General features: G+C 71.5%; 23 protein-coding genes and 1 tRNA gene. 14 read left to right on the top strand and 10 right to left on the bottom strand.

The window, feature by feature from the left end; all coding sequences use genetic code 11:
* Positions 1-305 precede the first annotated feature (305 nt).
* Positions 306-1,766 carry an MDR family MFS transporter gene (locus OG344_RS09800; RefSeq protein WP_405087940.1) on the bottom strand — a complete coding sequence of 487 codons (1,461 nt, stop codon included), beginning with the start codon at positions 1,764-1,766 and terminating at the stop codon, positions 306-308.
* Between the two features lie 199 nt (positions 1,767-1,965).
* Here OG344_RS09800 and OG344_RS09795 point away from each other — a divergent pair, with 199 nt between their 5' ends.
* The 3 genes from OG344_RS09795 to OG344_RS09785 all read left to right on the top strand — a co-directional run bounded on the left by OG344_RS09795 (position 1,966) and on the right by OG344_RS09785 (position 4,617).
* The gene (locus OG344_RS09795; RefSeq protein WP_405087939.1) at positions 1,966-2,469 is read left to right on the top strand and encodes a lamin tail domain-containing protein; all 504 of its coding nucleotides are present in this window, start codon (positions 1,966-1,968) and stop codon (positions 2,467-2,469) included.
* Between the two features lie 583 nt (positions 2,470-3,052).
* Positions 3,053-4,222, top strand: coding sequence for an endo-1,4-beta-xylanase (locus tag OG344_RS09790; protein ID WP_405087938.1), 1,170 nt, complete (start codon positions 3,053-3,055; stop codon positions 4,220-4,222).
* A 131-nt stretch (positions 4,223-4,353) separates the two neighbouring features.
* Complete coding sequence (locus OG344_RS09785; protein WP_327048911.1) at positions 4,354-4,617, top strand: substrate-binding domain-containing protein; 264 nt, start codon at positions 4,354-4,356, stop codon at positions 4,615-4,617.
* Between the two features lie 28 nt (positions 4,618-4,645).
* Here OG344_RS09785 and OG344_RS09780 read toward each other — a convergent pair whose 3' ends face one another.
* Positions 4,646-5,335, bottom strand: coding sequence for an SDR family NAD(P)-dependent oxidoreductase (locus OG344_RS09780; RefSeq protein ID WP_327048910.1), 690 nt, complete (start codon positions 5,333-5,335; stop codon positions 4,646-4,648).
* Positions 5,336-5,463: 128 nt separating this feature from the next.
* Between OG344_RS09780 and OG344_RS09775 the strand changes: the two genes are divergently transcribed.
* Positions 5,464-6,102, top strand: coding sequence for an HD domain-containing protein (locus tag OG344_RS09775; RefSeq protein WP_327048909.1), 639 nt, complete (start codon positions 5,464-5,466; stop codon positions 6,100-6,102).
* A gap of 369 nt (positions 6,103-6,471) precedes the next feature.
* Here the strand turns inward: OG344_RS09775 and OG344_RS09770 are convergent.
* Together OG344_RS09770 and OG344_RS09765 are read right to left on the bottom strand one after the other, a co-directional pair.
* Positions 6,472-6,560, bottom strand: a tRNA-Ser gene (locus OG344_RS09770).
* A gap of 93 nt (positions 6,561-6,653) precedes the next feature.
* A complete protein-coding gene (locus tag OG344_RS09765; RefSeq protein ID WP_405087937.1) occupies positions 6,654-9,170 on the bottom strand; it encodes an AAA family ATPase in 2,517 nt (838 codons plus the stop codon).
* Positions 9,171-9,284: 114 nt separating this feature from the next.
* Here OG344_RS09765 and OG344_RS09760 point away from each other — a divergent pair, with 114 nt between their 5' ends.
* Together OG344_RS09760 and OG344_RS09755 are read left to right on the top strand one after the other, a co-directional pair.
* Complete coding sequence (locus OG344_RS09760; RefSeq protein WP_405087936.1) at positions 9,285-10,247, top strand: NAD(P)H-quinone oxidoreductase; 963 nt, start codon at positions 9,285-9,287, stop codon at positions 10,245-10,247.
* A gap of 65 nt (positions 10,248-10,312) precedes the next feature.
* A complete protein-coding gene (locus OG344_RS09755) occupies positions 10,313-10,837 on the top strand; it encodes a bacterial proteasome activator family protein (RefSeq protein WP_327048906.1) in 525 nt (174 codons plus the stop codon).
* Positions 10,838-10,858: 21 nt separating this feature from the next.
* Here OG344_RS09755 and OG344_RS09750 read toward each other — a convergent pair whose 3' ends face one another.
* Positions 10,859-11,656, bottom strand: coding sequence for a Cof-type HAD-IIB family hydrolase (locus OG344_RS09750; RefSeq protein WP_327048905.1), 798 nt, complete (start codon positions 11,654-11,656; stop codon positions 10,859-10,861).
* 239 nt (positions 11,657-11,895) lie between these two features.
* Between OG344_RS09750 and OG344_RS09745 the strand changes: the two genes are divergently transcribed.
* Positions 11,896-12,099, top strand: coding sequence for a cold-shock protein (locus OG344_RS09745; RefSeq protein WP_041952879.1), 204 nt, complete (start codon positions 11,896-11,898; stop codon positions 12,097-12,099).
* A gap of 259 nt (positions 12,100-12,358) precedes the next feature.
* Here the strand turns inward: OG344_RS09745 and serS are convergent, their stop codons facing one another.
* From serS to OG344_RS09730, 3 genes are all read right to left on the bottom strand, one after another.
* Entirely contained in the window at positions 12,359-13,624 is a 1,266-nt protein-coding gene (gene serS / locus OG344_RS09740) for a serine--tRNA ligase (RefSeq protein WP_405087935.1), read from the bottom strand.
* Positions 13,625-13,662: 38 nt separating this feature from the next.
* Positions 13,663-14,583, bottom strand: a complete 921-nt coding sequence (gene pheA / locus OG344_RS09735) for a prephenate dehydratase (protein WP_405087934.1) — start codon at positions 14,581-14,583, stop codon at positions 13,663-13,665.
* Between the two features lie 80 nt (positions 14,584-14,663).
* Positions 14,664-15,965 carry a glycosyltransferase 87 family protein gene (locus OG344_RS09730; RefSeq protein WP_405087933.1) on the bottom strand — a complete coding sequence of 434 codons (1,302 nt, stop codon included), beginning with the start codon at positions 15,963-15,965 and terminating at the stop codon, positions 14,664-14,666.
* A gap of 194 nt (positions 15,966-16,159) precedes the next feature.
* Here OG344_RS09730 and OG344_RS09725 point away from each other — a divergent pair, with 194 nt between their 5' ends.
* Positions 16,160-18,475, top strand: a complete 2,316-nt coding sequence (locus tag OG344_RS09725; protein WP_405087932.1) for a hypothetical protein — start codon at positions 16,160-16,162, stop codon at positions 18,473-18,475.
* A 1,449-nt stretch (positions 18,476-19,924) separates the two neighbouring features.
* Here OG344_RS09725 and OG344_RS09720 read toward each other — a convergent pair.
* Positions 19,925-20,662 (bottom strand): glycosyltransferase, encoded by a 738-nt coding sequence (locus OG344_RS09720; RefSeq protein ID WP_327048900.1) that lies wholly within the window; start codon positions 20,660-20,662, stop codon positions 19,925-19,927.
* Between the two features lie 13 nt (positions 20,663-20,675).
* On the bottom strand, positions 20,676-21,026 hold the full coding sequence (locus OG344_RS09715) for an STAS domain-containing protein (protein WP_117409882.1): 351 nt from the start codon (positions 21,024-21,026) through the stop codon (positions 20,676-20,678).
* Positions 21,027-21,303: 277 nt separating this feature from the next.
* On the opposite strand from OG344_RS09715, the gene OG344_RS09710 reads away from it, so the two are divergent.
* From OG344_RS09710 to OG344_RS09685, 6 genes are all read left to right on the top strand, one after another.
* Positions 21,304-21,750 (top strand): hypothetical protein, encoded by a 447-nt coding sequence (locus tag OG344_RS09710; protein WP_327048899.1) that lies wholly within the window; start codon positions 21,304-21,306, stop codon positions 21,748-21,750.
* Between the two features lie 438 nt (positions 21,751-22,188).
* Positions 22,189-22,386, top strand: a complete 198-nt coding sequence (locus OG344_RS09705) for a hypothetical protein (RefSeq protein ID WP_327048898.1) — start codon at positions 22,189-22,191, stop codon at positions 22,384-22,386.
* Positions 22,387-22,495: 109 nt separating this feature from the next.
* Positions 22,496-23,128, top strand: coding sequence for a MauE/DoxX family redox-associated membrane protein (locus OG344_RS09700; protein ID WP_405087931.1), 633 nt, complete (start codon positions 22,496-22,498; stop codon positions 23,126-23,128).
* Positions 23,129-23,156: 28 nt separating this feature from the next.
* The gene (locus tag OG344_RS09695; protein ID WP_405087930.1) at positions 23,157-23,699 is read left to right on the top strand and encodes a S26 family signal peptidase; all 543 of its coding nucleotides are present in this window, start codon (positions 23,157-23,159) and stop codon (positions 23,697-23,699) included.
* Between the two features lie 77 nt (positions 23,700-23,776).
* The gene (locus tag OG344_RS09690) at positions 23,777-24,301 is read left to right on the top strand and encodes a hypothetical protein (RefSeq protein WP_327048895.1); all 525 of its coding nucleotides are present in this window, start codon (positions 23,777-23,779) and stop codon (positions 24,299-24,301) included.
* Entirely contained in the window at positions 24,298-26,079 is a 1,782-nt protein-coding gene (locus tag OG344_RS09685) for an ABC transporter ATP-binding protein (RefSeq protein ID WP_405087929.1), read from the top strand. Before OG344_RS09690 ends, OG344_RS09685 begins: the two co-directional genes overlap by 4 nt.
* Positions 26,080-26,101 lie beyond the last annotated feature (22 nt).

Genomic DNA, 26,101 nt, shown 5'->3' with positions numbered 1-26,101 from the left:
TCCGTTGTGGAAAGCACTGTCCGTACGGAAATCATCCGTACGGACAGAATGCCGGACAGGGTCTTTTCCGGCGAGCCTTTCGGAACCGCAACGCGTTTCCGGGCGTAAACGCCGTTCAGCACTCCGCGTACGACGGCTGAAGCGGAAGACCTGGGCCAGGCCGTCTCATGGACCGGTCGTGCAGAAACTCACGGTCACCACGAGGAGCCCGGTGAAGGCGAGGCCGGCGCCCCCTGAGCTGCCGCTTGCCGGGCGGGCAGGACCCGCCCGGCACGATTCCGCTCCCGCCGTCGCCTGGCCCGGTCTCAGTGGCCGTGTCCCTGGAACTCGGCTCCGGCGTCCGCCCGGGCAGGCAGGAGCACGGCGGTGACCACCACGGCCAGGGACAGCACCGCGCCGATGACGAAGGCCAGCCGCATTCCGCCGAGGTTGGCGAGCACCTCCGTCGTTCCCGCGGACCTCAGGGCATCGGCTCGCGCGCCCATCACGGTGATCACGAGCGCGGTGCCAAAGGCCGCGGCGACCTGCTGCAACGTGCTCAGGATCGAACTGCCGTGGGAGTACAGGTGCGGGGGAACCGCGCCGAGCCCCAGGGTGAACACGGGGGTGAAGGTCGCGGCCAGGCTCACCATCAGCAGCGCGTGCAGGCCCAGGAGCTGCCAGAACGGCATGGTCATCGTGACCTGGGTGAAGCCGGCGAGCGCGAACATGATGCCGACCGCGCCGGGGACGACCAGAACCCGGCCGCCGAACCGGTCGAACAGGCGGCCGACGGTCGGCCCGAGGAGCCCCATCGCGAGACCGCCCGGCATCACGAGAAGCCCGGTCTCCAGGGGGCTGAGCTGCCGGACGTTCTGCAGGTACAGCGGCAGCAGGATCATCGCACCGAGCATCGCCATAAAGGAGACCGACATGAGGATCAGCGCGATCGTGTAGGTGCGGTGCCGCAGGGTGCGCAGGTCCATCAGCGGCACGCCGCGCTTCTGCAACGACAGCTGGCGGACGACGAACACGGCGATGGCGACCAGGCCCGCCGCCACGATCGAGGCGGCCACGCGCACGTCGCCGCCCTCGAACCGGCTGAGCCCGTAGACCAGGCCGCCGAAGCCGGCGGCGGCGGTCACCACGCTCAGCCAGTCGATGGCGCTGGCCTGGGGCTCCCCGACGTTCTTGAGCTGTCGCAGGCCGCTCCACGTGATCAACGCGGCGATGGGGAGCACCACGGCGAACAGCAGCCGCCAGGACCCGAACTGGAGGATCACTCCCGAGACCGCCGGGCCCATGGCGGGCGCGACCGAGATGGCCAGCGTGACGTTGCCCATCACACGGCCGCGGTCCGACTCAGGCACAACCTGCATCAACGTCGTCATCAGCAGCGGCATCATCACGGCCGTCCCGGACGCCTGGATGATGCGGGCGCCCAGCAGCAGCTCGAACGACGGCGCGACGGCGGCCAGCGTCGTGCCGAGCAGGAACAATGCCATCGCGGTGGCGTACGCACCACGAGTGGACACCCGTTGCAGGAACCACCCGGTGATCGGGATGACGGCTGCCATGGTCAGCATGAATGCGGTCGACAACCACTGCGCCGTCTGTTCCGTGATCTGCAGTGCGCCCATCAGCCGCGGAATCGCGTTGATCAGGAGCGTCTCATTGAGGATCACCACGAACGTGGCGAGCACCAGCAGCCGGATCACAGCCGGGGTGCGCCCCGAAGCGGCCGGGGCCACAGGCTTGGCGGGGGAATCAGTCTGTGCGATTGACACGGTACCTCGATCAGGATCGTCGGAACATGACGCGGGCATGGCTGGGGGCTCAGCCCTGAGCCCCGCAAGAAGTTGCGTTCATGGAAAGCCTGACGGACACCACCGACAAAACTCATCGCCCATGCCAGAGTTACGGCACCTGCCATGAAATGTCACATGGTTTTCACCCGAGACGCCGACGCCGACCCGCTGCCGGTTCTTGGCGCAGCCGCCCCGGCGCGCAGTCCGGATCACCAAGATCTACTACGACTCGCCCGGCTCGCCGGACACCGGCTCCAACAGCAGCCTGAACGGCGAGTACGTACAGATCAGGAGCACCACCCGGAAGGCCGTCAGCCTCAAGGGGTGGACCATGCGCGACAAGACGAAGCAGGCCAGCCACGTCTACACGTTCGGCGCGTTCACCCTCAAGGCCGGAAAGACGGTCACCCTACCGCACCGGCAAGGGCAAGAGCACCTCCACCACCCTCTACTGGGGCCGGAGCGGCGGCGGCACCTTCGCCTACATCTGGAACCAGGACAAGGACACCGCCTACCTGCGCGACGCCGGCGGCAAGCTCATCGACTCCTGCTCGTACAACAACCCCAAGACGGCCTACGTCGACAACGCCCGTGGGAGACCTTTCGTCGGCCATGCGGCCGCATCCTGGGAGGACAAGCAGCGCACCGTCGCCCGTCTCGACCTGGTGCACATCCAGCCTGAGGTTCCATCAGAGGTACGGGATGCGCTGATACGTGTCACGGTCTTCGAGACAGCCGAGGCCGGTGCCCTACGCGTGGTCACCGCGATCGACGAGCCCGGGCTTCAGGGACTCGGCTTTCGACCAGCGTGCGGCGGCGGCTTTGAAATTTACACCAGCAGCGCTGGATCACCACCGGGCTCCACGTCCGCCTGAGGCCATGATCCCGCATACGGCCCGCCTGAGCGGCTTCTTTCGAGTGCCCCCCACGACACCGCGGTGGCCCCGGCGACATGCCATACCGCGTCTCTCCAGCCAGGGCAGAGAACCCCGAAAAGTTTCGAAAAACCCGCCATCGGCTTGGACACAGGCGGAGAGCCGACTCTCGCACATCCACGCCCTGCAGCGTCCATGAGCCGCGAAGCCACTGGTGATCGGATCTCTTGACGTACCACCGGCAACTTCCTATGGTCTGGATTACTTTCGTAACAACCCCGAAATTTTCGGTCGGCCTGCCGACCGGTGACGGCCCGAATCCGCCCGCCCGGCGGGGCTGACCTGATCCACAGAGCCATCACATCCCTGTTCTCAACCCGAGGAGTTCCTGTGGTTCGTTCCGCACTGTCCATCGGCGTCCTGAGCGCCACGGTCCTGCTGGGCGGGGTGGCTCTCACCAGCTCGGCCTCGGCCGAGCCGGGCGCCACCGCCGCCGCACCGCCCAAGGCCGTCCGCTACCCGGCGGACTCGCTGCGCGCCCTCGGCGACAAGGTCGGTCTGCGCTTCGGCACCGCCGTGAACATGGACGAGCTCGGCAGCAACACCGACTACACCCGGATCACGGCCGAGCAGTTCTCCAGCGTCACCCCCGAGAACGTGATGAAGTGGCAGCTGGTGGAGCCCACCCGCGGCACCTACGACTGGGCGCCGGCCGACCGGCTGGTCGCCTTCGCGAAGGCCAACAAGCAGTTGGTCCGCGGCCACACGCTGGTGTGGCACAGCCAGCTGCCCACCTGGCTCTCCTCGGACGGCTACACCACCACCCTGTCCAACAACGAGCTGAAGGCCCTGCTCAAGAAGCACGTCCAGGACCAGGCGAAGCACTTCAAGGGCGACATCTGGCAGTGGGACGTCGTCAACGAGGCGTTCGACGACGACGGGAAGCCCCGCCAGACCGTCTGGTACAAGGCGTGGGGCGGCCTCGGCTACATCGCCGACGCCTTCCGGTGGGCACATGAGGCCGACCCCAAGGCTCTGCTGTTCTACAACGACTACAACCTCGAGTTCACCGGGCCGAAGAGCAACGCGGTGTACGACTTCGTCAAGACCCTGAAGGCCCAGCGCGTGCCCATCGACGGCGTCGGCTTCCAGGGCCACCTCGACACGCAGTACGGCTTCCCGGACCTACAGAACAACCTGCAGCGCTTCGCCGACCTCGGCCTGAAGGTGGCCGAGACCGAGGTGGACGTCCGCACGTTCACGCAGGCCGCGCCGAACGTGAACACCCCGACCAGCCCGCTGGCCTCGTACGCCCAGGAGAGCTACTGGTCCCGCGCCCTCAAGGCCTGCCTGGCGGTGCGCGAGTGCATCTCGTTCACCCCGTGGGGCTTCGGCGACACGTACTCCTGGATCCCGGGCTGGTTCAACAACCCGCAGGAGGGCGCCGCGCTGCTGTACGACGCGGACCTGAAGCCCAAGTCGCAGTACTACGTGATCCAGCAGGACCTGGCACTCGCCGCGGGCGCCCCGCGCCGGACCGGCCCCGGCGCCGGTCACTGACCGAACCGACAGACCTGGGGCCGCCTCCACAAGGGCGGCCCCAACGCCATACTCCTTTGGAGAACTCCTTCGCGAGCTGAGCATCGACCGCGGCCCGCGAGCTGCTGTCCGGCGACCAGGACCTGGACGCTGTGTTCGCCACCTTGGACGAGCCTGCGATCGGCGCGATGGAAGCGACGCGTGAGAAGGGGCTGCGGGTGCCGGAAGACCTGGCGGTCGTCGGCTTCGGCGACATCCACGCCGCCTCCTGCACGACCCCGGCGTTCACCACCGTCCGGGTGCCCGCCGCGGACCAGGCCCTGGCCCTGGCGCGACTGCTCCTGTCCCGCCTCGACGGCCGCCACACCAGCTCCGTCGTCCTCCCCGCGCGCCTGGTGGTCCGCGCCGCGACCTGACACCCTCCCGGCCCTCACGGCGGAGGATCTACCAGGGGATCGGGCCCTCCTCCGAGCTGAACGTGCCGGTCGGGCCGCCGGGCGGAAGGGTCGCCATCCGCACGGCCACCGCCGCGCCCTCGGCCGCCGTACGGGTGCCGGTGTGGCCGGTCAGGTCAGTGGCGCAGTGGCCCGGGTCCACCGCGTTGACGAGGATGCCAGCCCCGGCCAGCTCGTTCGCGTAGAGCACGGTGAGCGCGTTGAGCGCGCTCTTCGCCGAGTTGTAGGCCAGCATGGCCCACCCCACGTTGAAGTCGTCCTTCGCCTGGGTGAGGGTGAGGGAGGCCAGCTGGGTGGTCATGTTGACGATCCTGGCCTCGCCGGCCGCCCGCAGCAGCGGGATCATCGCGCGGGTGACGGTGACCACCCCGAACACGCCCACCTCGTAGGTGGCGCGCATGTGGTCCGCCGTCGCGTCCGCCGGGCTGACGCCGTAGTCGCCGCAGACCGCGGCGTTGTTGACCAGCACGTCGAGCCGCCCGAACTCCTCTCCCACGAGCTTGGCCGCGTTCCCGACCATCGCGTCGTCGGTGACGTCGAGCAGCACGGGACGGGTGCCTTCGGGGGCGTGGCTCTCGTCGCGTACCCCGGCGATCACCGTCATGCCGCGCCCGGCGAGCTGCCGCGCGATCTCCCTGCCAATTCCGCGTCCCGCTCCCGTGACCAGTGCGACTTTCATCTGACTGTCCTCCTTCTGCGTCCAGAGCGCCCAGTCTCGGAGCGATCACTTGGAGCCGCCTGAGAGCTCACTTGGACCAGTCAAGGGAACGCTCCGGGGGACTGAGTAACGCATGAGGAGGGGCTGTCATGAGCGAGACCATCGCCGGAGTCGCCGTTCCCGACTCGACGCTCGCCACCGAGGCGACCGAGCTGGTGCGGGAGGCGGCGCCCCCGCTCCTCTACCACCACTCGCGCCGGGTGTTCCTGTTCGGGTCGTTGCGGGGCCGGCGGCTTGGGCTGCGGGCCGATCCCGAGCTGCTCTACGTCGGGGCGATGTTCCACGACCTCGGGCTCACCGAGCGATATCGGCGTACGGACCAGCGGTTCGAGATCGACGGCGCCGACGAGGCGCGCCGGTTCCTTGCCTCCCACGGCGTGCCCGAGGACGACGTACGCAAGGTGTGGGAGGGCATCGCCCTGCACACCACACCGGAGATTCCTTACCGGCTGGAGCCCGAGGTGGCCCTGGTGACCGCCGGGGTGGAGGCCGACGTGCTCGGCATCGGGTACGCCGACCTGGCCCCCGAGGACATCGCCGCGGTCATCGCGGCCCATCCGCGTCCCGGCTTCAAGCGGCAGATCCTGGCGGCGTTCACCGAGGGGTTCAAGGATCGTCCCGACACCACGTTCGGCACCGTCAACGCCGACGTGCTGGAGCACTTCGTGCCCGGGTTCCGGCGCATCGACTTCGTCGAGGTGATCGAGAGCTCCGCCTGGCCCGAGTAACCGCCTGCCATCGATCTTTCGCGCCTACGGCATAGGTTGTCTGGTGTCGTCCCCCGGTGCGAAGGCAGGTCCTTGTGACTCACGAACTCAGCCACGAGCGGTTCGAGACCCGGTGATCATAAGGAGCTGGTTCAGACTCCGATGACTTGAACGGGAGGCAAGCGAACACGAGGTCTGCGAAGAGCTTCGAGAGGCCCTACCGTCAGCAGCGTCCGGAGCTGCGAGAACAGGTCGAGATCATTCCGCGTATATTCCGCGAGCAGCGGCCGAGGGCTGCTCAGGGTGGCGTACGGCTGCACACGGCCGGAACGATCAACGGCGTCTGAACCGAGCGAATCCGCTGGTCAGACGCCGTTTTGGCTGGCTGAGCGGAGAGCGTGGGATTCGAACCCACGAGACCGGTCACCCGGCCTAGCGGTTTTCAAGACCGCCGCCATCGTCCACTAGGCGAGCTCTCCCTGGCGGCGCCTCATTCGAGGCGCCACGCCGCAGACTAGTCTCTCACCGCCCCGGACGTGACCGCGACCGGTGAAAAAGATCAGCCGGTGCTCCTACAGATGGTCCGGGATCTCGGAGAACTTGCGCTCCGCGAGTGCCTGCGGGCCGGCGAAGCCGTCGCCGACGGAGGCGGCCAGGCGGAGGTAGGCGTCCTGGGTGGCCTGCTGCAGCCGGTCCAGGTCGATCTCCGCACCCTCCTCCAGGTGCGGGTCGTACGGCACGCGGACGACCGTACGGCAGCGGGCGGCGAAGTGGGCCTCCAGCTTGTCGAGGTCGACCGTCGACTTCGACCGCGGCCGTACGCTGCAGAGCACCACGGTGGCGGACCGGACGAGGTCGCCGTAGTGATGTGCCTCCAGCCAGTCCAATGTGGCCGAGGCCGCGCGGGCGCCGTCCACCGAGGGCGAGCTGACCAGAACGATCTGGTCGGCCATGCCCAGCACGCCCGACATGGCCGAGTGCAGGAGCCCCGTGCCGCAGTCGGTGATGCAGATGGAGTAGAAGTTCTCCAGCACCTGCGCCACCGAGTGGTAGTCCTTGGCGCTGAAGGCCTCCGACACCGACGGGTCGCGGTCGGACGCCAGGATCTCCAGCCGCGAGGTGGTCTGCGAGGTGAAGGCCCGGATGTCCACGTACCGCTTGATCTGGGCCCGCTCGTTCAGCAGGTCGCGTACGGTCGCCGACGTTTCCAGCTCCACCTTGTCGGAGAGCGTTCCACGGTCCGGGTTGGCGTCGACGGCGATGACGCGGTCACCGCGCACCTGCGCGAGCGTGGCGCCCAGGCCGACGGTCGTCGTGGTCTTGCCCACCCCGCCCTTGAGGCTGAGCACCGCGACCCGGTGATGCCCCGTGGCGACGGGCGTGCGGGCGCGCTGGACGAGCTCGCGGCGGCGCCGCACCTCCGGGGCCTCGCCCGGCTTGATCAGTCCGGCGGAAGCCTTGTAGACCAGCCGCCGCCAGCCCGCCGCGGGAGCGTTCCTACGTCCGCGCAGAAGGACGACCGGGTCGAGGCTGTCGGCGTTCGGCTTGGATCCCGCCGTCCTGGGCCCCGTGGCGCGCGCCGGCGAGCTGAACGCGGAGACGGGCGGAGCGGGCCGCCGCGGCGACTGGTACGCCTCCCGCTCCGCGAAGGCGTCCCTCTCCGGAACAGCCGGAGCAACCGGGCCATCCGGGATTACCGGAGCGGACTCGGCCGTAGAGCGAGGCGGAGCGGCGGGACGAGCGGAGGCGGGGGGATAGGAGGAGGCGGCGGGACGCTCCGGTGCCGGGTCGGGGGCCACAACGGGCTCCGGCGCCGCGGCCTGCTCGGGCGCGGGGGCCGCCACCGGGCCCGGCTCGTACGGCTTGCGCTCCTCGGCCGCCAGGTCGTCCCGCAGCGAGCCGGTGAAGCGGTCATCCGTACGCTCGGACCGCAGCGAGCCGGTGAAACGATCATCCGTACGCTCAGACCGCAGCGAGCCGGTGAAACGATCATCCGTACGCTCAGACCGTAACGAGCCGGTGAGACGTTCGTCCACACGCTCGGACCGTGCGAACGACGACGAGGCCTCCGGCGGCGCGGGAGACTCCTTCGGCGACTCCTCCGGCTCGGCGACGGCGACGTCCTCCTGCCTGACAACCTCCACCGGCACCGCCGGCTCCAGCCAGCCCCGCAGCGGCTCCTCCGACGCGGACGGCAGGTCCGGCGTGTGACGCTCGCGGGTCTCGGTGTCGGAGAACGCCCCGATGTTGTAGGAATCAGTGTCCACGGGCGACGAGAACGCGCCACGCCCTAAGGCGCCTTCAGAGTGGTCGTCGTCCTCGTCGTCCCGGCTCGCGGCGGGAGACTCCGGCGTCGGCGCGTCGGCCGCGGAGCCCGCCGCGCTGCCGAACGACGGAGCGCTGACGGGCCCGGTCGACGTTCCCGGAGGCGTGCCGAACGCGGCCGTCGGCGCCCCGAAGGAACCGTACGACTCCCCGCTCTCCGTCTCGGACGTCGTGCTCCCGAACGAGGAGAACCGAACCGGCCCGGCGGAGGACTCCACCGACCGGCTTTCCTCCCGCTCCTCACTTACGGCCGGGGATTCGTCGGAGCGTTCCGGCCTGACGGGTTCCGGCGGCGTGACGAAGGCCGTCTCGCCATATCCCGAGTCGGTGCTGTATCCCGAGCCGGTTCCATATCCCGAATCGGTGCCGTAGCCGTAGTCGTACGCGGAGGTCGCGGCGCTGTCGCCCTGGTCACCGGCGCCGTACGCGGCGGAGCCGGCGAAGCCGGACCCGCGGACCGGGCCGGTGGACGACGCCTCCCGGGCCTCGGCGTCCTCCTGGACCGGGGCGCCGTACGCCGACTCGGTCGTGGCGCGGAACAGCCCGCCGGACGCGGGCTCGGCCGGGACGAGGCTCCAGGGGTCGGCGGGGTACGGCGAGGCGGGCTCGGGCTCGGCGGCGGGCGAGGCCGGTGGAGAGGCGAGGGTCGCGGACGTGACCGCGCTCACCGCTATCTCGACCTCGTCGGGCATCTCCTTGATCGCGTCCAGCCACGCGAGCTGGTCCTCCAGAGAATGGGGATCCTCACGATCATGTCTCGCCACCGAGTACCCCCTCGGGATGGGCTTATGGGGTAGCAATCACATTGAAGATTAGCGCCACGTAATCCGGTGAATGCGGGCAACCGTCTGGTTCTCCGTCACGCTACTTTAGGTCACATGCGCGCGATGGTGATTTCGGAACCCGGCGGACCCGAGGTTCTGGACTGGCGGGAAGTGCCCGATCCGCGTCCCGGCCCAGGTGAGGTGGTCATCGAGGTCGCCGCCTCGGCCGTCAACCGGGCCGACCTCCTCCAGCGCCGCGGCCTCTACCCGCCGCCGCCCGGCGCCTCGGAGATCCCCGGCCTGGAGTGCTCGGGGGTGATCGCCGAGGTCGGCGGGAACGTTCCCCATCTCGCGCCCGGCGACCGGGTCTGCGCCCTGCTCGCGGGCGGCGGGTACGCGGAGCGGGTGGCCGTCCCGTGGCAGCAGGTCATGCCGGTGCCCGAAGGGCTCCCGCTCGACGAGGCGGCCGCGCTGCCCGAGGTCGCCTGCACGGTGTGGTCGAACGTCTTCATGACCGCCCGCCTGCGGAAGGGCGAGACCCTGCTCGTCCACGGCGGCGCGAGCGGCATCGGCACGATGGCGATCCAGCTCGCCAAGGCGTACGGCTCCCGGGTGCTGGTGACGGCGGGCTCCGCCGAGAAGATCGAACGGTGCTGGGCCCTCGGCGCGGACGAGGCGGTGAACTACCACGAGGAGGACTTCGCCGAGCGCTTCGAGGGCCGTGCCGACGTCATCCTCGACATCATCGGCGCGAAATACCTGGCCGGCAACCTCCGGGCCCTCGCCACTGGCGGCAGGCTGGCGGTCATCGGCATGCAGGGCGGCGCCAGGGGCGAGCTCGACCTCGGGGCGCTGCTCGCCAAGCGGGCGGCGATCCACGCGACCGGGCTGCGCCACCGCCCGGTGGACGACAAGGGCGTGATCTGCCGGGGGGTCACGGAGAGCGTCTGGCCGCTGGTCACCGCCGGGGCCGTACGGCCCGTGGTGCACGAGCGGATTCCGCTCGACCAGGCCGCGCGGGCGCACCGGGTGCTCGAAGAGGGGGCCCACGTCGGAAAGCTGCTGCTGGTCAGGTGAGCTAGGTTGGATCGGGTGAGCACCGGTGTGCCCCAGCGGAGTGAGTCAGGAGTTGTAAGCGATCGATGAACGCAGACGAGAGCACGCCGCAGATCGTGGTCGTGGGCCCGCAGGGCCTGTCGGTCTCCGGCGGCGACGGTGAGGGCGAGCACGAGGAGCGATCCGTCGCCGACCTGGTGGAGCAGCCCGCCAAGGTGATGCGGATCGGCAGCATGATCCGCCAGCTTCTGGAGGAGGTGCGCGCCGCTCCCCTCGACGACGCCAGCCGCAAGCGGCTCAAGGACATCCACCAGAGCTCGATCAAGGAGCTGGAGGAGGGTCTGGCCCCCGAGCTCGTGGAGGAGCTGGAACGGCTGTCGCTGCCGTTCAGCGACGACAGCCCCACCCCGCCCAGCGACGCCGAGCTGAGGGTCGCGCACGCCCAGCTCGTCGGCTGGCTGGAGGGCCTGTTCCACGGCATCCAGACCACCTTGTTCGCCCAGCAGATGGCCGCGCGGGCCCAGCTCGAACAGATGCGCCGCGCCCTCCCCGGCGGCCTGACCCAGGCCGCCGACGAGCAGGGTCACCGCGCCGGCGGCCCGTACCTGTAAGACCTGTAAGGGTCGCCGAGGTCAGAAGAAGGCCTCCAGCACCACCGCGACGCCGTCGTCGTTGTTGGCCGCCGTCACGTGATCGACGGCGGCCAGCACGTCCGGGTGGGCGTTCGCCACCGCGTACGACGTGCCGGCCCAGGTCAGCATCGGCAGGTCGTTCGGCATGTCGCCGAAGGCGACCACCTCCGCCGGCTTGATCCCCCGCTCCTCCGCCAGCGTGGCCAGCGCCGTCGCCTTCGTCACGCCGTACGCGCTGATCTCCAGCAGCGCCCGGCCGCTGGAGTGCGTCGGGGTCACGATGTCGCCCACGACCTCCAGGGCCACGCGGACCAGCTCGTCGGGGTCCATCGCGGGATGATGGGCGAGCAGCTTGGCGCACGGCAGGGAGGTCAGCGCGGCGGTCCCCACCTCACGTCCGCACGACACCTCCCGGGAGTCCCAGCCGCCGAGCGCGTACGCCTCCTCGTGCGCGAAGTCGCCCTCGTACTCGACCGAGAACGTCAGGCCCGGCACGTCCCGCCGGAGGCGGGCGACGCACTCCTCCAGGATGTCCGGGGCGATCAGGTGCGACTCGACGATCCTCTCGGTGTGCAGGTCGTACACGAGTGCGCCGTTCGCGCAGATCGCAAGCCCGCAGTGCCCGACGGTTCCCGCGACGCCGTGCATCCACCGGGGTGGCCGCCCGGTGACGAAGACGAGGGTGCCGCCGGACTTCTCCACCCGGGCGAAGGCGGCGGCCGTACGCGATGAGATCGTTCCGTCGGTACGCAGCGCGGTGCCGTCGAGATCCGTGGCGATGAGGCGGGGGCAGGTCATAGCAGGTTCCAGTGTGCACTGTGACGCGCCACGACCTGCCCCCGGCCACCCCTGGGGCGAGAAATCTGCTCCAGACATGGAACACCAAGGGGCTGCATAGTGTTAGATGTGAAGGCGTTGTATTAGCTGTTCCCGTAGCGAAAACCAGTTTGACTGTATGAGCCACCCGGGGAGCTGTGCGACACACCGGGGGCCACGAGGTGTGGTCCCCAAGATTCACTTCCTTAGGGAGAGCAGTAATGGCTCAGGGAACCGTCAAGTGGTTCAACGCTGAGAAGGGCTTCGGCTTCATCGCACCGGACGGCGGCGAGCCCGACGTGTTCGTGCACTTCTCCGCGATCACTGGCAGCGGCTACCGCAACCTCGAGGACGGCCAGCGGGTCGAGTTCGAGGTCATCGCCGGTCCGAAGGGTCCGCAGGCGTCGAACGTCCGTGGTCTCTGACCTGACGTGACGAAGGCGGGGCTCGCGCAAGCGAGCCCCGCCTTTCGTATATCCGGCCGATGACAGGGGCCAATCGCCGGCTCGGTCGCCGGGTGTGATATCGCTCACATGAGGAGGCCTCCGTGCGTGAAAGTTTCACGTACGGAGGCCTCTTTCGGGTCTGATCGCCGATCCGGCGAAGAGATTTACATCACTCCTGACGCCCGCCCTCACTCGCCCAATGACCCGGCATCGAGAAGGGCCGCCCGGCGGCGCGCCGTTAACGCGACGCCGGCTCCAGGACGTCGAGTCCGACGTACGGCCGCAGCGCCTTCGGCACCACGACCGATCCGTCCGCCTGCTGGTGGTTCTCCAGGATCGCCACGATCCACCGGGTGGTGGCGAGCGTGCCGTTGAGCGTGGCGACGTGCTGCGGCCGGCCGTCCTCGTCGCGGTAGCGCACCTTCAGGCGGCGGGCCTGGAAGTCGGTGCAGTTCGAGGTCGAGGTCAGCTCGCGGTAGCGGCCCTGGGTGGGCACCCAGCCCTCGCAGTCGTACTTGCGGGCCGCCGACGAGCCGAGGTCGCCGCCCGCCACGTCGATCACCCGGTAGGGGATCTCGACCTTCTCCAGCATCTCCTTCTCCCACGCGAGGAGCCGCAGGTGCTCCTCGTGCGCGTCCTCCGGACGGCAGTAGGAGAACATCTCCACCTTGTCGAACTGGTGGACGCGGATGATCCCCCGGGTGTCCTTGCCGTACGACCCCGCCTCGCGGCGGAAGCAGGACGACCACCCGGCGTAGCGCATCGGCAGCGCCGCCCGGTCGAGGATCTCGTCGGAGTGGTAGGCCGCCAGCGGCACCTCGCTGGTGCCGACCAGGTAGAGGTCGTCGGCCTCCAGCCGGTAGACCTCGCTCGCGTGGGCGCCGAGGAAGCCGGTGCCCTGCATCGACTCCGGCTTCACGAGCACAGGGGTGATCATCGGCGTGAAGCCGGCCTCGACCGCCTGCTGGATCGCCATGTTCAGCAGCCCGAGCTGGAGCCGCGCGCCGGCGCCCTTCAGGAAGAAGAACCGGGCGCCGGACACCTTGGCCCCGCGCTCGGTGTCGATCGCGCCGAGCAGCTCGCCCAGCTCGACGTGGTCGCGCGGCTCGAAGTCGAAGACCGGCTTCTCGCCGGCCTCCTCGATGACCACGAAGTCGTCCTCACCGCCGGGGGGCGCGCCCTCCTCGACGATGTTCGGCACGGTCATGAGCAGTTCGTCGAGCTCGCCCGCCAGCGCGGCGGCCTCGGCCTCGGCCGTCTTCACCTGCACGGACAGCTCCTTCGCGCGGTCGAGCAGCGCCTGGCGCTCGTCTCCGGACGCGCGGGACACCGACTTGCCGATGCTCTTCTGCTCGGCGCGCAGCGACTCGAAGTTGTTGAGCGCGGCACGGCGGCGCTCGTCGAGCGACAGCAGGGTCTCCACAACCGAGTCGTCCTCGCCGCGGACGCGCTGCGACGCCCGGAGCCGGTCCGGGTCCTCACGAAGGGTTCGCAGGTCAATCACGGCTCACAGGCTACCGGAGCCGGTGCGGCTCCCGCCCGTCAAGCGAGCCCGGCGCGGATCTTTCCGAGCCACTGCGCGGCCTCGTCGAAGTCGCCTTCCGCCGTGCCCGGCCTGACCTGCGTGGCGACCCGGTCGGCGCGGGGATAGCTGCCGAGGAAGCGCAGGTCGCCGCAGAGCCGGTGGAGCCCGGAGACGGCCTCGCCGACCCTGGCGTCCGCGATGTGACCCTCAAGGTCGAAGTGGAAGAAGTAGCGCCCGATGCCGTCGCCGGTGGGGCGCGACTCGATCCGGGTCAGGTTCACGCCGCGCACGGCGAACTCGCTCAGCATCTCCAGCAGGGCGCCCGGGTGGTCGTCGCGCAGGAAGGCGACGAGCGAGGTGCGGTCGGCCCCGGTCGGCTCGGGCAGCGGCCCCGGCCGGCTCACCTGAATGAAGCGCGTCACGGTGTCGGAGCGGTCGCCGATGTCCGAGGCGACGGCGTCGAGCCCGTAGTACTCCCCGGCGATGGCCGGGCTGATGGCCGCGTCGTACGGCGAGCCGGGAACGGAGACCTCCTGCGCGGCGGCGGCCGTGGAGGATCCGGCGATCACCACGGCGCCGGGCAGCTCACGCTCGATGAACCCGCGGCACTGCGTGTGCGCGGCGGGGTGCGTGATGATCCGCTTGATCTGCCTCAGCTCGGTGCCGGGCCGGACCAGCAGGGAGAACTCGACCGGCAGCAGCACCTCGCCGGTGATGTGCAGCGACCTGCCCTTGGCCAGCTCGTCGAGGGTCTGGGTGATCGCCCCCTCCACCGAGTTCTCCAGCGGGACGACCGCGCCGTCGGCGCTGCCGTCGCGGGCGGCGTCGAGCGCGGCTCCGACGTTGGCGCAGGGCAGGCGCTCGGCGTCGGGCGCCAGGAGTCGCAGTGCCGCTTCACAGAAGGTGCCCTGCGGTCCCAGGTACGCGAGCTTCGACATGTCGTCCAGAGTATCCGCAGGTATCGGCGGTGAGGATGCCGAATCTCGTTCTGTGGAAAACCATGAGCCGATCACACCGCTCACCCGGCGGCGGCCCGCCGTCGCGGCAGCCAGGACCCGAGCAGCCAGACCAGGCCGATCGCCCCGAGCCCGAAGGCGTTCTGCACGATCTTCCCGGCGACGGGGCTGAGTATCGGGATCTCCAGCGCCTTGATCGACACTCCCCACCAGGGGATGGGCAGCACGTAGTACAGCCACACGCCGGCCGCGACCAGCAGCCGGACCGGGTCGCGTCCCGACCCGGCGACGGCCGCGACCACCACCACGATCCAGGCGATGTGGTGGATCCACGCCACCGGCGACAACAGCACCGCCATCAGCCCGGTGAGCGCCACCGCCGTCATCGTGTCGCCGTCCAGGTGGGCCCGCCGGGCCTGGCGGAAGCCGTACCAGCCGATGGCCGCGACGGCGGCGAGCCAGACGGCCGAGGTCAGCGCGTCGGGCAGGTAGAGCCTCAGCAGCATGCCCCGCAGCGACTGGTTGGTGGTGGCGGCGTTCGCGCCCAGCCGCTCCGAGTCGAGCAGCGCCCCGAACCAGAAGTCCCGCGCGTCGTCGGTGATCACCAGGAACGGCAGCAGCGTGAGCAGGGCCGCCGTGAACACCGCCACGAACAGGGCCCGCCGCTGCGCCGTGCCCCCGTGGCTCTGCGCTGTGCTTCCGTGGCCGGCGCCGCTGTGGCTTGGGGCGGTGTCGCGAGGGACGGTGTCGCGAGCGGCGAACGCGGTGACGGCCAGGTAGACGAGGAACACGCCGGGGGTCAGCTTCACCGCCGTCGCCAGCCCGATGAGCATCCCGCGCGGCCACCACGGGCGCCGCACCACGCAGTCGAGCAGGCACAGCGCGAGGAGGAACAGGTCCACCTGGCCGAACCTGACCTGGTCCCTGATCGGCATGAGGTACACGCACGCGGCGCACAGCACGGCGAACAGCGCGGGCGCGGCCAGTGCGCCGCGTACGCCGTCCAGGAAGGCCCGGAACGCGTGCCGGACCGTCACCGCGAGGACGGCGACGATCGCGATCGTCCACACCCACTGCGCGACCGGCCAGGACATCGCGGCGAGCGGCACCGCCAGCATCGCCGCGACCGGCGGGTAGGTGAACGGCAGCAACTGCGGTGCCGGTGTGATCACGTCATAGACGGGCAGGCCCCGCAGGAGTGCCCAGCCGCCCGTACGGTAGACGTCGAGGTCGACGAGGCGCTGGTCTTCGGGATTGGTGAGCCAGTAGGCGATCAGCGGGGACGCGGCGGCGGCCACCGCCACCAGGGCCAGCGCCCATGCCCACACGGGCCGGCGGGCCCCGGCGATGCGGCCAGTCGTCACAACCAGGCAGGTTACCGTGGACCCTGACCACACCATTGTCGATCATGAGGGAGCCTGGAACAGTGCCATCCGCACCAGCACCGGCGCCGGGCCGGGGAGGTTCCGCCGCCCCGCCGGGCCGCGGCGGCGTGCCGGTGACCCCAGGCCCGCGCCGGGTGCCGGTGGCCGCCCATCGTGGTCCGGGTGCTCGCGGGGTGCGGGTGCTCCTGGCGGCTGTGCTGACGCTTCTCGTCGCGGCCCTCGTCCTGCCCTTCTCTTCCGGCCCGGCCTCCGCCGAGAGCGTGCCGGCGGGGGGGACTGTGCCAGCGGGGGGGACCGTGCCGGCGGGCGCGACCACGCCGGTGGGGCGGGTGGTGGTGATCGGGGTGCCCGGGCTGCGCTGGGCGGATCTCGATCCGGAGCGGACGCCCACGTTGTGGGCCCTCGCGGACCGCGGCTCCACCGCGTCGCTGTCCACCCGGGCGGTGCCCCCGGAAGGCCTGCCCGTCACCTGTCCGGCCGCCGGATGGCTGACGGTCTCGGCGGGCCAGCGGGCGGCCTCCCCCGGCTCGGGTTGCGGCGCGATCCCCGCGCCGGTCGCCGCCGGCGACGGAACGGCGTCGGTGCCCGGCTGGCCCGCGCTGGTCGCCGCACAGCGGTCCAGTCCGTTCAGGGCACGGCTCGGGCTCCTCGCCGACGCCGTCAGCGCCGCCGGGGGGAAGGTCGCGGCGATCGGCCCGGGAGCCGCCCTCGCCGCCGCCGACGGATCCGGCCGGGTCGCGGCGTACGCCGCCACGCCCGCCGCGCTGCCCGACCTCGCGCCGTACGCACTGGTCGTCGCCGAAGCCGGCGAGATCACCCGGGCCTGGACCGGCGACCGGGAGGCGAGCCCTCAGCCCGCGAAATCCACACCGTCCACAGCGCTGCCGTCCACAGCGCCGACCCTGCCATCCACAACGTCCGCACCACCGGCCGCGCCGTCCACACTCCCGGCCGGGTCCGAGCGGGAACCGGCCGACCTGGACGGGGAGGCGCGGCGGGGGGCGGTGAGCGCGGCCGACCGGACGGTGGGCGAGGTGCTGGCCAGGGTCCCCCAGGGCGCGACCGTCCTGGTCGCCGGGATCTCCGACTCCGGCTCCGTCGCTCACCTCCATGTGGCGATCGCCTCGGGCGGGCCGTACGGGCGCGGATGGCTGACCGCCGCCTCGACCCGGCAGCGGGCGCTGGTCACGATCACCGACATCACGGCCACGGTCACCCACCTGCTCGGCATCCCTGCGCCCGAGGGCGTGGTCGGCAGGGCGTGGTCGGGGGGCGGCGCGGCTCCGGGCGCGGCCGGGGCGGTCCGCGGGCTGGCCGACGCCGACCTGGCGAGCCAGGTGCTGAGAGAGGTCCGGGAGCCGTTCTTCATCGCGCTGGTCAGCGCGCAACTGCTGTTCTACGGCCTCGCCGCGATCGTGGTCAGGCGTCACCGTCGCATGCTCACGGCCACCCGCGTGGTCGCCACGGTCAGCGCCGCGCTCCCGGTGTCGATCTTCCTGGCCCAGCTCGTGCCGTGGTGGAGCCTCCGGCACCCGATGCCCGCCCTGCTCGGCACGATCGTGGCCTTCGCCGCCTTCGTGGCGGGGCTCGCGTACGCGGGGCCGTGGCGCGGCCGGGTGCTCGGGCCGCCCGCCGTGGTCGCCGGGGTCAGCTCGCTCGCGCTCCTCGCCGACGTGGTCACCGGCTCGCGGCTGCAGGTGAACGCCGTGGCCGGGTACGAGCCCGTGACCGGCGGCCGGTTCTACGGCTTCGGCAACATGGCCTTCGCCGTCTACTCGACCGGCACCATCCTGCTGCTGGCCGCCGTCGCCCACGCGCTGCGCCGCCGGCCGAGGCTCGCCGTGACCGTCTGCGTCGCGTACGGCCTGCTCGCGATCGCCGGGGACGGCTGGCCGACCTGGGGGGCGGACTTCGGCGGCGTGCCGTCGTTCGTCATGGGTGTGGCGGTGTGCGTGCTCTTGGCCGCGGGCAGGCGGGTGTCGGTGCTCCGGCTCATAGTGATCGGGCTGGCGGGCGCGGCGCTCATCTCGCTGATCGCGGTGGCCGACTGGCTGCGCCCCGCCGATCAGCGCACCCATCTCGGGGCGTTCGTCCAGCAGATCATCGGGGGCGACGGCGGCTCGGTCGTCGGCCGCAAGCTCGGGGCGATGCTCCACACCCTGGGCAACCTGCCGCTGACGCTGCTGTCGGTGGTCGCGCTGGCGTTCCTGTTCCTCGTGCTGGCCCGGCCGTCGCGGTGGGGCGCGGCGGCGCTCAGCCTGGCCTACGCCAGGGCCCCCGAGCTGCGGGCGGGGCTGATCGGCGCGCTGACCGCGGCCTTCGCCGGGTTCCTGCTCAACGACTCGGGGATCGCGATTCCGGCGATGGCCCTGACGGTCGCGGTGCCGCTGACGCTGGCGGCCTCCGTACACGCCCTGCAGCTCGCGCCGCCCACCACAGCAGCACGATCGTCAGCGCCAGCAGAAGCGACGGCGCCGCCCACTGCCTGACCACGTCGACGAGCCACGTCAGGTCGCGGGGCTGGTGCGCCTGGCGCGCGGGCAGATAGGCCAGCGAGAGCACGGTGAGCCGGGCGACCAGGAACGCCTCCATGCCCGGCCAGGCGACCAGCGCCAGCAGCGCGAAGCCCAGCCCGTCATACCACGGCAGCGCGTACGGCGTGGCGAACAGCCAGGCCACCGCGACGGCGAGGGCGACGACCGGTCCCTCGCGCTCCGCCCCCTCACGCTCCGCCGCCGGACGGCCGCGCAGCAGCAGGACGGCGAGCGCGGCCAGCAGGAGCAGCGACCCCGCCTGGATCCAGGCGTGGTAGGCCCCGGACCCGAACACCGCCTGCAGGGCCTTCTTCCCGAGCGCCCACGGGGTGGCGAGCGAGACCGATTTGCTGGCGTTCAGCAGCTGGTCGAGCGAGTGGTGCCCGGCCAGCAGGTACGCCGCGACGACGGTGACCGTGGCGAGCCCGGCGACCAGGGCGAGCCGCCGCGGGTTGCCGCGCAGCTCCCACGCCGTGCCCAGCGCCACCACGCCGACGGTGGCCTTGACCGCGACGCCGAGGCCGAGCGGCACGCCCCGGCGGGCGACGAGCCCGGCCACGACGAGCGCGACCGCGAGGGTGTCGAGGTGCATGCCGGCCACGAGCTGATAGACGACCAGCGGGTTCGCCGTCCAGAGCAGGGCCGCCCGGCGCTGCCGCACGGAGTCGCCGGCCGTGCCCCGAGCAGCGGCGTGAGCAGCGGCGTGAGCAGCGGCGTGAGCAGTGGCGTGAGCAGTGGCGTGAGCAGTGGCACGGTGCAGCAGCAGGCCGGTGGCGGCGAAGGCGGCGGCGTTGACCAGGGCCATCACGAAGACCGTCAGGCGGACCGAGTCGCCGCCCACGTGGCTCGCCAGGGCCTGTACGGCCGTCGCGACCGGGCCGTACACGCTGGGGGTCCTCGCCCACTCCTCCACGTGGCCGATCACCGGATCCCCGGGCAGGTCGGCGGGCACGGTCAGGTAGGGGTCGTACCCGAGGGCCGCCATCCGGCCGTACGCCGCGTAGTTGAGGTGGTCGGCCGACCCGGAGGGCGGCAGGAACGCGAGCACCCCGGCGGCGGCGCATCCCACGAGAACGAGCGTGCGCGCCTTCGGCAGCCGGTCGGCGCACATCAGCCCGGCGGCCAGGCCGATCGCCCCGAGCACGACGGCCGCGGCGGCCATGGCGATGACGAGACGCCCGTCGGGGGCGAGGTTCGAAGACCAGGGGGGCTGCCACGACGCGGCCTGCCCGGGCGGCCCGGGCAGCTCCGGCACCATCGCGGACGGCCCGAGGACCCCGATCGCGATCGTGAGAAGGATCGACAGGCCGCCCGCCGCCACGGCCACGGCCGGCCCGGCGACGGTCCGCGCTTCCACCCGAGAATTCCACCACACGGCCGGGCCGGTCACGCCCGTACGGGCGGCTAACCGCGCGAGGGCCGGACCGTGGAGATGGTCTGCCGCACCACGGGTTCGCGGGCGGCGAGGGCCAGGCCGACGTCGCGAAGCTGCCGCGCCCGGTGCATCTGGGCACGCCAGTCGGTGCCGGTGGCCCGGTGCGACATCTCGACCTCGACCTCGGCCACCCGGAAGCCCTTCCTGAGGAGGTCGACGGTCATCCCGGTCTCGACGCCGAAGCCGTGCGCGAGCGGGCGGGCCGCCTCGAAGGCGTCCCGGGTGAGGCACCGCTGCCCGTTGAGCGGCTGGGTCGCCTCCCAGCCGGTCAGCCGTTTGATCCCGTCGCGCGCCAGCCGTACGACCATGCCGTGGCCGCCGAGCTTGACCCTGGTCGCGAACGTCGCGATGGTCATATCGGCCTCTCCCGCCCGCACGGGCGCGATCAGCGGGAGAGCCGCCGCCGCCGTCTCGCCGAGGTCGGCGTCGAGGAACAGCAGGTGACGCGCGTGGTCCGCGTCCAGGAGGCCCGCGGCCTCGGCCCCGCTCTCCATCGCCGCGGCCTTGCCCCGGTTGCGGCTGTGCCGTACGACCCGGGCGCCGGCCGCCCTGGCCACCCGGCCGGTCTCGTCGGACGAGCCGTCGTCGACCACGACCACGAGATCCACGCCGGGTAGCTTCAGGGCGGCGCTCACGGTGGCGCCGATCCGTTCGGCCTCGTCCTTCGCCGGGATCACCACCGCGGTGTCCGGCTCGGGCACTGCCATGTCCCTCATACGCCTAGCCCTGGTGTTCGGCGGTGAGCAGGTCGGCGGGCACCGCGTCGTACACGGTGAACACCGAGTCCAGGCCGGTGACCTGGAGGATCTTCCGTACCGCCGGTCTCGGCGCGGCCACCTCCAGCGTGCCGCCGCGTTCCCGCAGCCGCTTGAGCGCGGAGAGCAGCACGTTCATGCCCGTGGAGTCGCAGAACTCAACTCCGGACATGTCGATGACCACCCGGTCCGGCCCGGTGTCCAGCAGGCGGGTGAACTCCGTCTGCAACCGGGGCGCGGTATAAAGGTCGATTTCGCCGAATACGGCCATGACGGCCTGACCGGCGTGGGATTGCGTCGCGACTTTCAGCTCCACGACGCGCACACTAGCGTCGTCCCGGCCCCGGGTCACGTTCCACGGGTTTCGTCGAAGAGTCGTCCGCCCTTTGTCCCCGATTCCGGCCGCATGTAAACGCGGAGTGCGCGAAGCTTGACGCTGTGCGACACCGGCGTCGCCGGTTGGAGGGCCCCGGAACCTCCGCGTCCTGGTCGTCACTTCGCGAAAGGAGGACGGGCGCCTGGGAATGCCACGTGGATCCTCACCACTTGGGAGATCCACGGCCAGAACCCGGAACAGTGGGCCCGACAGCAATATGAACAGTGACATTCCCGAGGATTTCCAGCGGCGCGTGTTGCGGGAGCATCTGGAGACGGTCCAGGCGCGTACCGAGAAGGCCTCGTCGTGGCGTGCCTCCGCCGAGCCGCTGCGCGGCCTGCTGAACCGCGAGGGGTACGTCCGGATCAGCGCCCGCCTGGTCGGCGAGGACCTCGACTTCCTCGCCGAGGCCCGCGACGAGCTGCTGTGCTTCTCCGAACTCGGCATCCGGCTGCTCGACCTGCACCAGCCCAGGGACGCGGGCGGCATTTCCAGCGACCCGGCGAACCCGATCCTGCGGTGCAGGAGCTGCATGTGGCGCTGGCCCTGCCCCACGTTCCGCGCGATGGCGGAGGCGTTCAGGCCGCGCCACCGGGAGGCCGCGCCGGGCCTGCCCTCCTGGCGGGGACAGCTCGAACCTCAGCGAGCCCCCGACCTCGGTTAGCGATCCCCACGCCCGTACGCGGCCCGGTAACCGATCTCGGTTAGCGATCCCCGCGCCAGTACGCGGCCCGGTAACCGCTCGCACGCTGTCTCCACGTCACCTCCCGCACCGATCACTTTTCTGGCCGGCCCGCCGTCGAGAGCCCACCGCCCCGTGCCGGAATCACTCCGCCCAGTGGTGCTCGCGCGCGCCCAGGCGTACGGGCTGGACGGGGTCCGCCGGTGCCGAGCGGACCGGGGCGTGAACTTTTCACGGCTGCGGATGTCACGTATGCCGATTCTCCGGTCACGGCCGGCGATGGTCCGCATGTCACCGCCGGGCGCCCCCGCGCGCCGCGGCGGCCGGACCCCGCCGCGAAATCCTGCCCGTTGATCTTTGCCACAGCGATGAGAACGTGAAGGCGACCGCTCCCGCGATCAACTGAGGGAAGGAGTCCCGATGTTTCACACGATCCAGTCCTGGGGCGACCGCCTGCTCGCCCGCCTCGTGCCGAGGACCGAGGCGTCCGCCGCGGTGCCGTGCTGGTGCCCCGGCTACAGCCAGCCCGGCCCGGACTGCCCCTGCAACAACGGCGTGCGCCAGGTGTGCTGTTACGGCGGCGGCTACGGCTACTCGTGCGGCTCTTTCGCCTGCTGACGTCTCCCTGCCGAGGATCTCGGGCCGCGTGCGGGCGACGCCCGGCGCGGCCCGCGCCGGGCGGACGGCATCCGCTTCCCGGCGGTGGATGGGGCACAAGGGGGGATTCGTGAACTACGTCCTGCTCGCCTGCCGGATGGTCGTCGGGCTGACGTTCCTGGTCTCGCTCGCGTCGAAACTGCGCGGGCGGGAGTCGTGGTCGCGGTTCGCCGAGTCCACGGTGCGGCTGCTGCCCGGCCGTACGGAAGCCCGGCCCGGGCAGCGGCTCGGGGAGCAGCTCGGGGAGCGGCTCGGGGAGCAGCTCGGGGAGCAGCTCGGGGAGCGGCTCGGGGAGCGGCGCCACGTGCTCGCGGCCGCGGTGACCGTCATGGAGGGAGCCGTCGTCGGGCTGACGGCGGTCCCGGACGCGGCGGCCGCCGCCTTCACGGTCGCGCTGGCCGCGCTGGTGGCCTTCTCCTTCGTCATCCACGCCGCGATCCGCGACGGACGCGCCATTCCCTGTCACTGTTTCGGCGGCAGGACGTCGCCGGTCGGGCCCGCCGACCTCGCCCGTAACGCCCTTCTCGGGTTGATCGCCCTCACCGGTCTGGCGCTGACCGTCGCCGGCCCCGTACGCGGTCCGGACGAGCCCGCGGGGGCGGCGGTCGCGTTCCTGGCCGCGCTGCTGGTCACCGTCCTGGTCGTGCTCACGGGGGAGATCGCCGAGCTGTTCGGGCTCACCCGGGAGAGCGGGTGGCGGTGACCGGCGGTTTCGCGAGGCGGCGCGGGCGGTGCTGACGAGCCTCCTCCTGGTCACTGCCGTGGCACTCTTCTGCGCGGCCGTGGTCGCCGTGCTGCGGCGGCGGTACGTCGTCGTCGAGGTGTACGGCACCAGCATGCGGCCGACCTTCCAGGCCGGAGACCGTGTCCTGGTGCGGCGCGTCCCGCCACGGCGTCTGCGGGCCGGAGAGGTCGTGGTGGTCGAGGCACCGGGCCCGCGCGCCCGTCAGCCAGGGCCGGCACAGGTGATACCCGGGCCGGCGCGAGACATGAGCGGGCCGGCGCGAGAGACGGCCGGGCCGACGCGAGAGACGGCCGGGCCGGACCGGAAATGGCACATCAAGCGGGTGGCGGCGATCGGGGGCGATCCGGTGCCCGCGTGGGTCGCCGGCACGCCGGGGCTCCGGAACGCGGACCGGGTGCCGGCCGGCCACCTCGTCGTCCTGGGAGACAACCCCGATTCCAGCCTGGACTCGCGCCAGCGCGGCTTCGTGCCCGCCGACCGGGTCCTCGGCGTGGTCCTGCGCCGGCTGCGGCCCGAGCGCCGCCGGTGAAACCCGCCGCCCTCGCCCTTCCGGCCGCCTTCCCCCGGCCGCCTTCCCCACCCGACTCCGAGCAGGGAGACAGCAGCATGCAGTTCCTCATCGCGTTCGTCGCGATCGTCGGCGTTCTGTGCGCCGTGGACCTCGTCCTGTCCGTCGGCATCATCCGGAGGCTCCGCGAGCATTCGGAGGCACTGGCGGCGCTGCGCCGCGGGCCCTCGGTCATGGCCCCGGCGGGGTCGGCCGTCGGCTCGTTCATCGCTGTGACCACGGACGGGGAGACGGTGTCCGACGAGACCCTCCCCGAGACACCGACGCTCGTGGGCGTCTTCTCGCCGGGCTGCCCCGCCTGCGCCGAGCGCCTGCCGTCGTTCGTCGACGCGGCGAAGAACCACGGCGGCGGCAGGCCGGCGGTCCTCGCCGTACTGGCGGGCCGGGAGGAGGACGTCGCGGCGGAGCGCGCCGCGCTCGAACCCGTCGCCCGCGTGGTGATCGAGGGCGGTGGCGGCGGCCTCACGAAGGCGCTGTCGGTCTCCGGATTCCCCGCGTTCGCGCTGGTCGCGTCTCGCACGATCCTCGCGAGCGGCACCGCCATGGAGGGCCTACGGGCGTGAACGCCGTCTGGGTGGCCGTACGGCTCGCCTGGGAGGCGGGCCGGACGCGGCTGGCGGTCCACGGGGCGATCACCGCGGCCGGCGCGGTGGTCCCGCCGGCCATCGCCTGGCTGACGAAGGCCGTGCTCGACCGGGTCTCCGGCGGAACGGCGACTCCGGCGTCGATCGCCTGGCCGGGCGCGGCACTGACCGTCTGCGGGATCGCGGCGGCCCTCGTCCCGCAGGCATCCCTGTACCTGAGAGCGGAGATCGGCAGGAGGGTCGGCGTCGTCGCGCAGGACCGCCTGTTCCACGCCACCGAGCGGTTCGTCGGGCTGGCCAGGTTCGAGGACCCCGCCTTCCTGGACACGCTCAGGCTCGCGCTGCAGTACGGCGGCGCCACGCCCGGCATGGTGGTCATGGCCGCCTTCGGGATCGTCAGGTCGGTCCTGGCCGGCGTGGGCTTCATCGGCGCACTGGCCCTGATCAGCCCGTGGATGGCCGTCCTGGTGGCGGCCACCGCCGTTCCGAGCCTGGCGGCCGAGGTCTGGCTGTCGCGGCGCCGCGCCGCGATGCTGGTGGGAATAGGCCCGAACGAGCGCCGGGAGTTCTTCTTCCAGGACCTGCTGCTCAGTGTCCAGGCCGCCAAGGAGATCAGGCTGTTCGGCCTCGCGGGCCACCTACGCGGCCTGATGCGCGAGCAGCGCATGACCGCCGACGCGGAGCGCCGACGCTCGGACCGCCGGGAGCTCGTCGTCCAGAGCGTCCTCGGAGGCACGGGCGCGCTGCTGGCGGGAGCGGGTCTGCTCTGGACCCTGCTGGACACGCTCGGCGGGGGCCGGACGGTGGGGGACATCGCGCTGTTCGTCGCCGCCGTCGCCGGAGTCCAGGGGGCGATCACCGGCCTGGTCGGCGAGATAGCGACCATACACCGGCAGACGCTGCTCTTCGGGCACTACCTGTCGGTGCTGACGGCCGCACCCGACCTCCCGGTGCGGCCCGAGCCGGCCTCCGTACCCGAGTTGCGGCGCGGGATCGAGTTCCGCGACGTCTGGTTCCGGTACTCCCCCGGCCACGAGTGGGCGCTGCGGGGCGTGTCGTTCACCATCCCGTACGGACACTCCGTCGGTCTCGTCGGCCGCAACGGCGCGGGAAAGAGCACCGTGGTCAAGCTGCTGTGCCGGATGTACGACCCGGAGCGGGGCGTGATCCTGTGGGACGGCGCCGACCTCCGCACGCTCGATCCCGAGGAGCTGCGGCGGCGCATCGGCTCGGTCTTCCAGGACTACATGACGTACGACATGAGCGCGGCGGACAACATCGGCCTCGGCGACCTCGGCGCCATGGGAGACCGGGAGCGGATAGCCGAGGCGGCCGGCAGGGCGGGAGCCGACGCCTTCGTCGGCGCGCTGCCCCGCGGCTACGACACGCTGCTGTCGCGGATCTTCCTCGACGGCGGCGAGGCCGGCGTCCACCTCTCGGGCGGCCAGTGGCAGCGTCTCGCCCTGGCGCGCGCCTACCTCAGGGGCGGACGGGACCTGCTGATCCTGGACGAGCCGAACTCGGGCCTGGACGCCGAGGCCGAACACGAGATCCACAGCGGGTTGCGGCGGCACCGGGCGGGCCGGACGAACCTGCTGATCTCCCATCGTCTCGGCTCGATCCGGGAAGCCGAGCTGATCGTGGTCCTCGACGAGGGACGGGTGGCCGAGCGCGGCTCACACGCCGAACTGCTGCGCCTCGGCGGCCTGTACGCGGACCTGTTCACCATGCAGGCGGAGGGCTACCAGGTCGGGTGAGGCGGGCGCCACCCGGAAGGCC

Origin of the sequence: Microbispora sp. NBC_01389, from assembly GCF_045040095.1 — a bacterium.
Taxonomy (GTDB): Bacteria; Actinomycetota; Actinomycetes; order Streptosporangiales; family Streptosporangiaceae; genus Microbispora.
The sequence above is the reverse complement of the archived record's forward strand: the minus strand, read 5'-3'. Positions and strand labels throughout refer to the sequence as shown.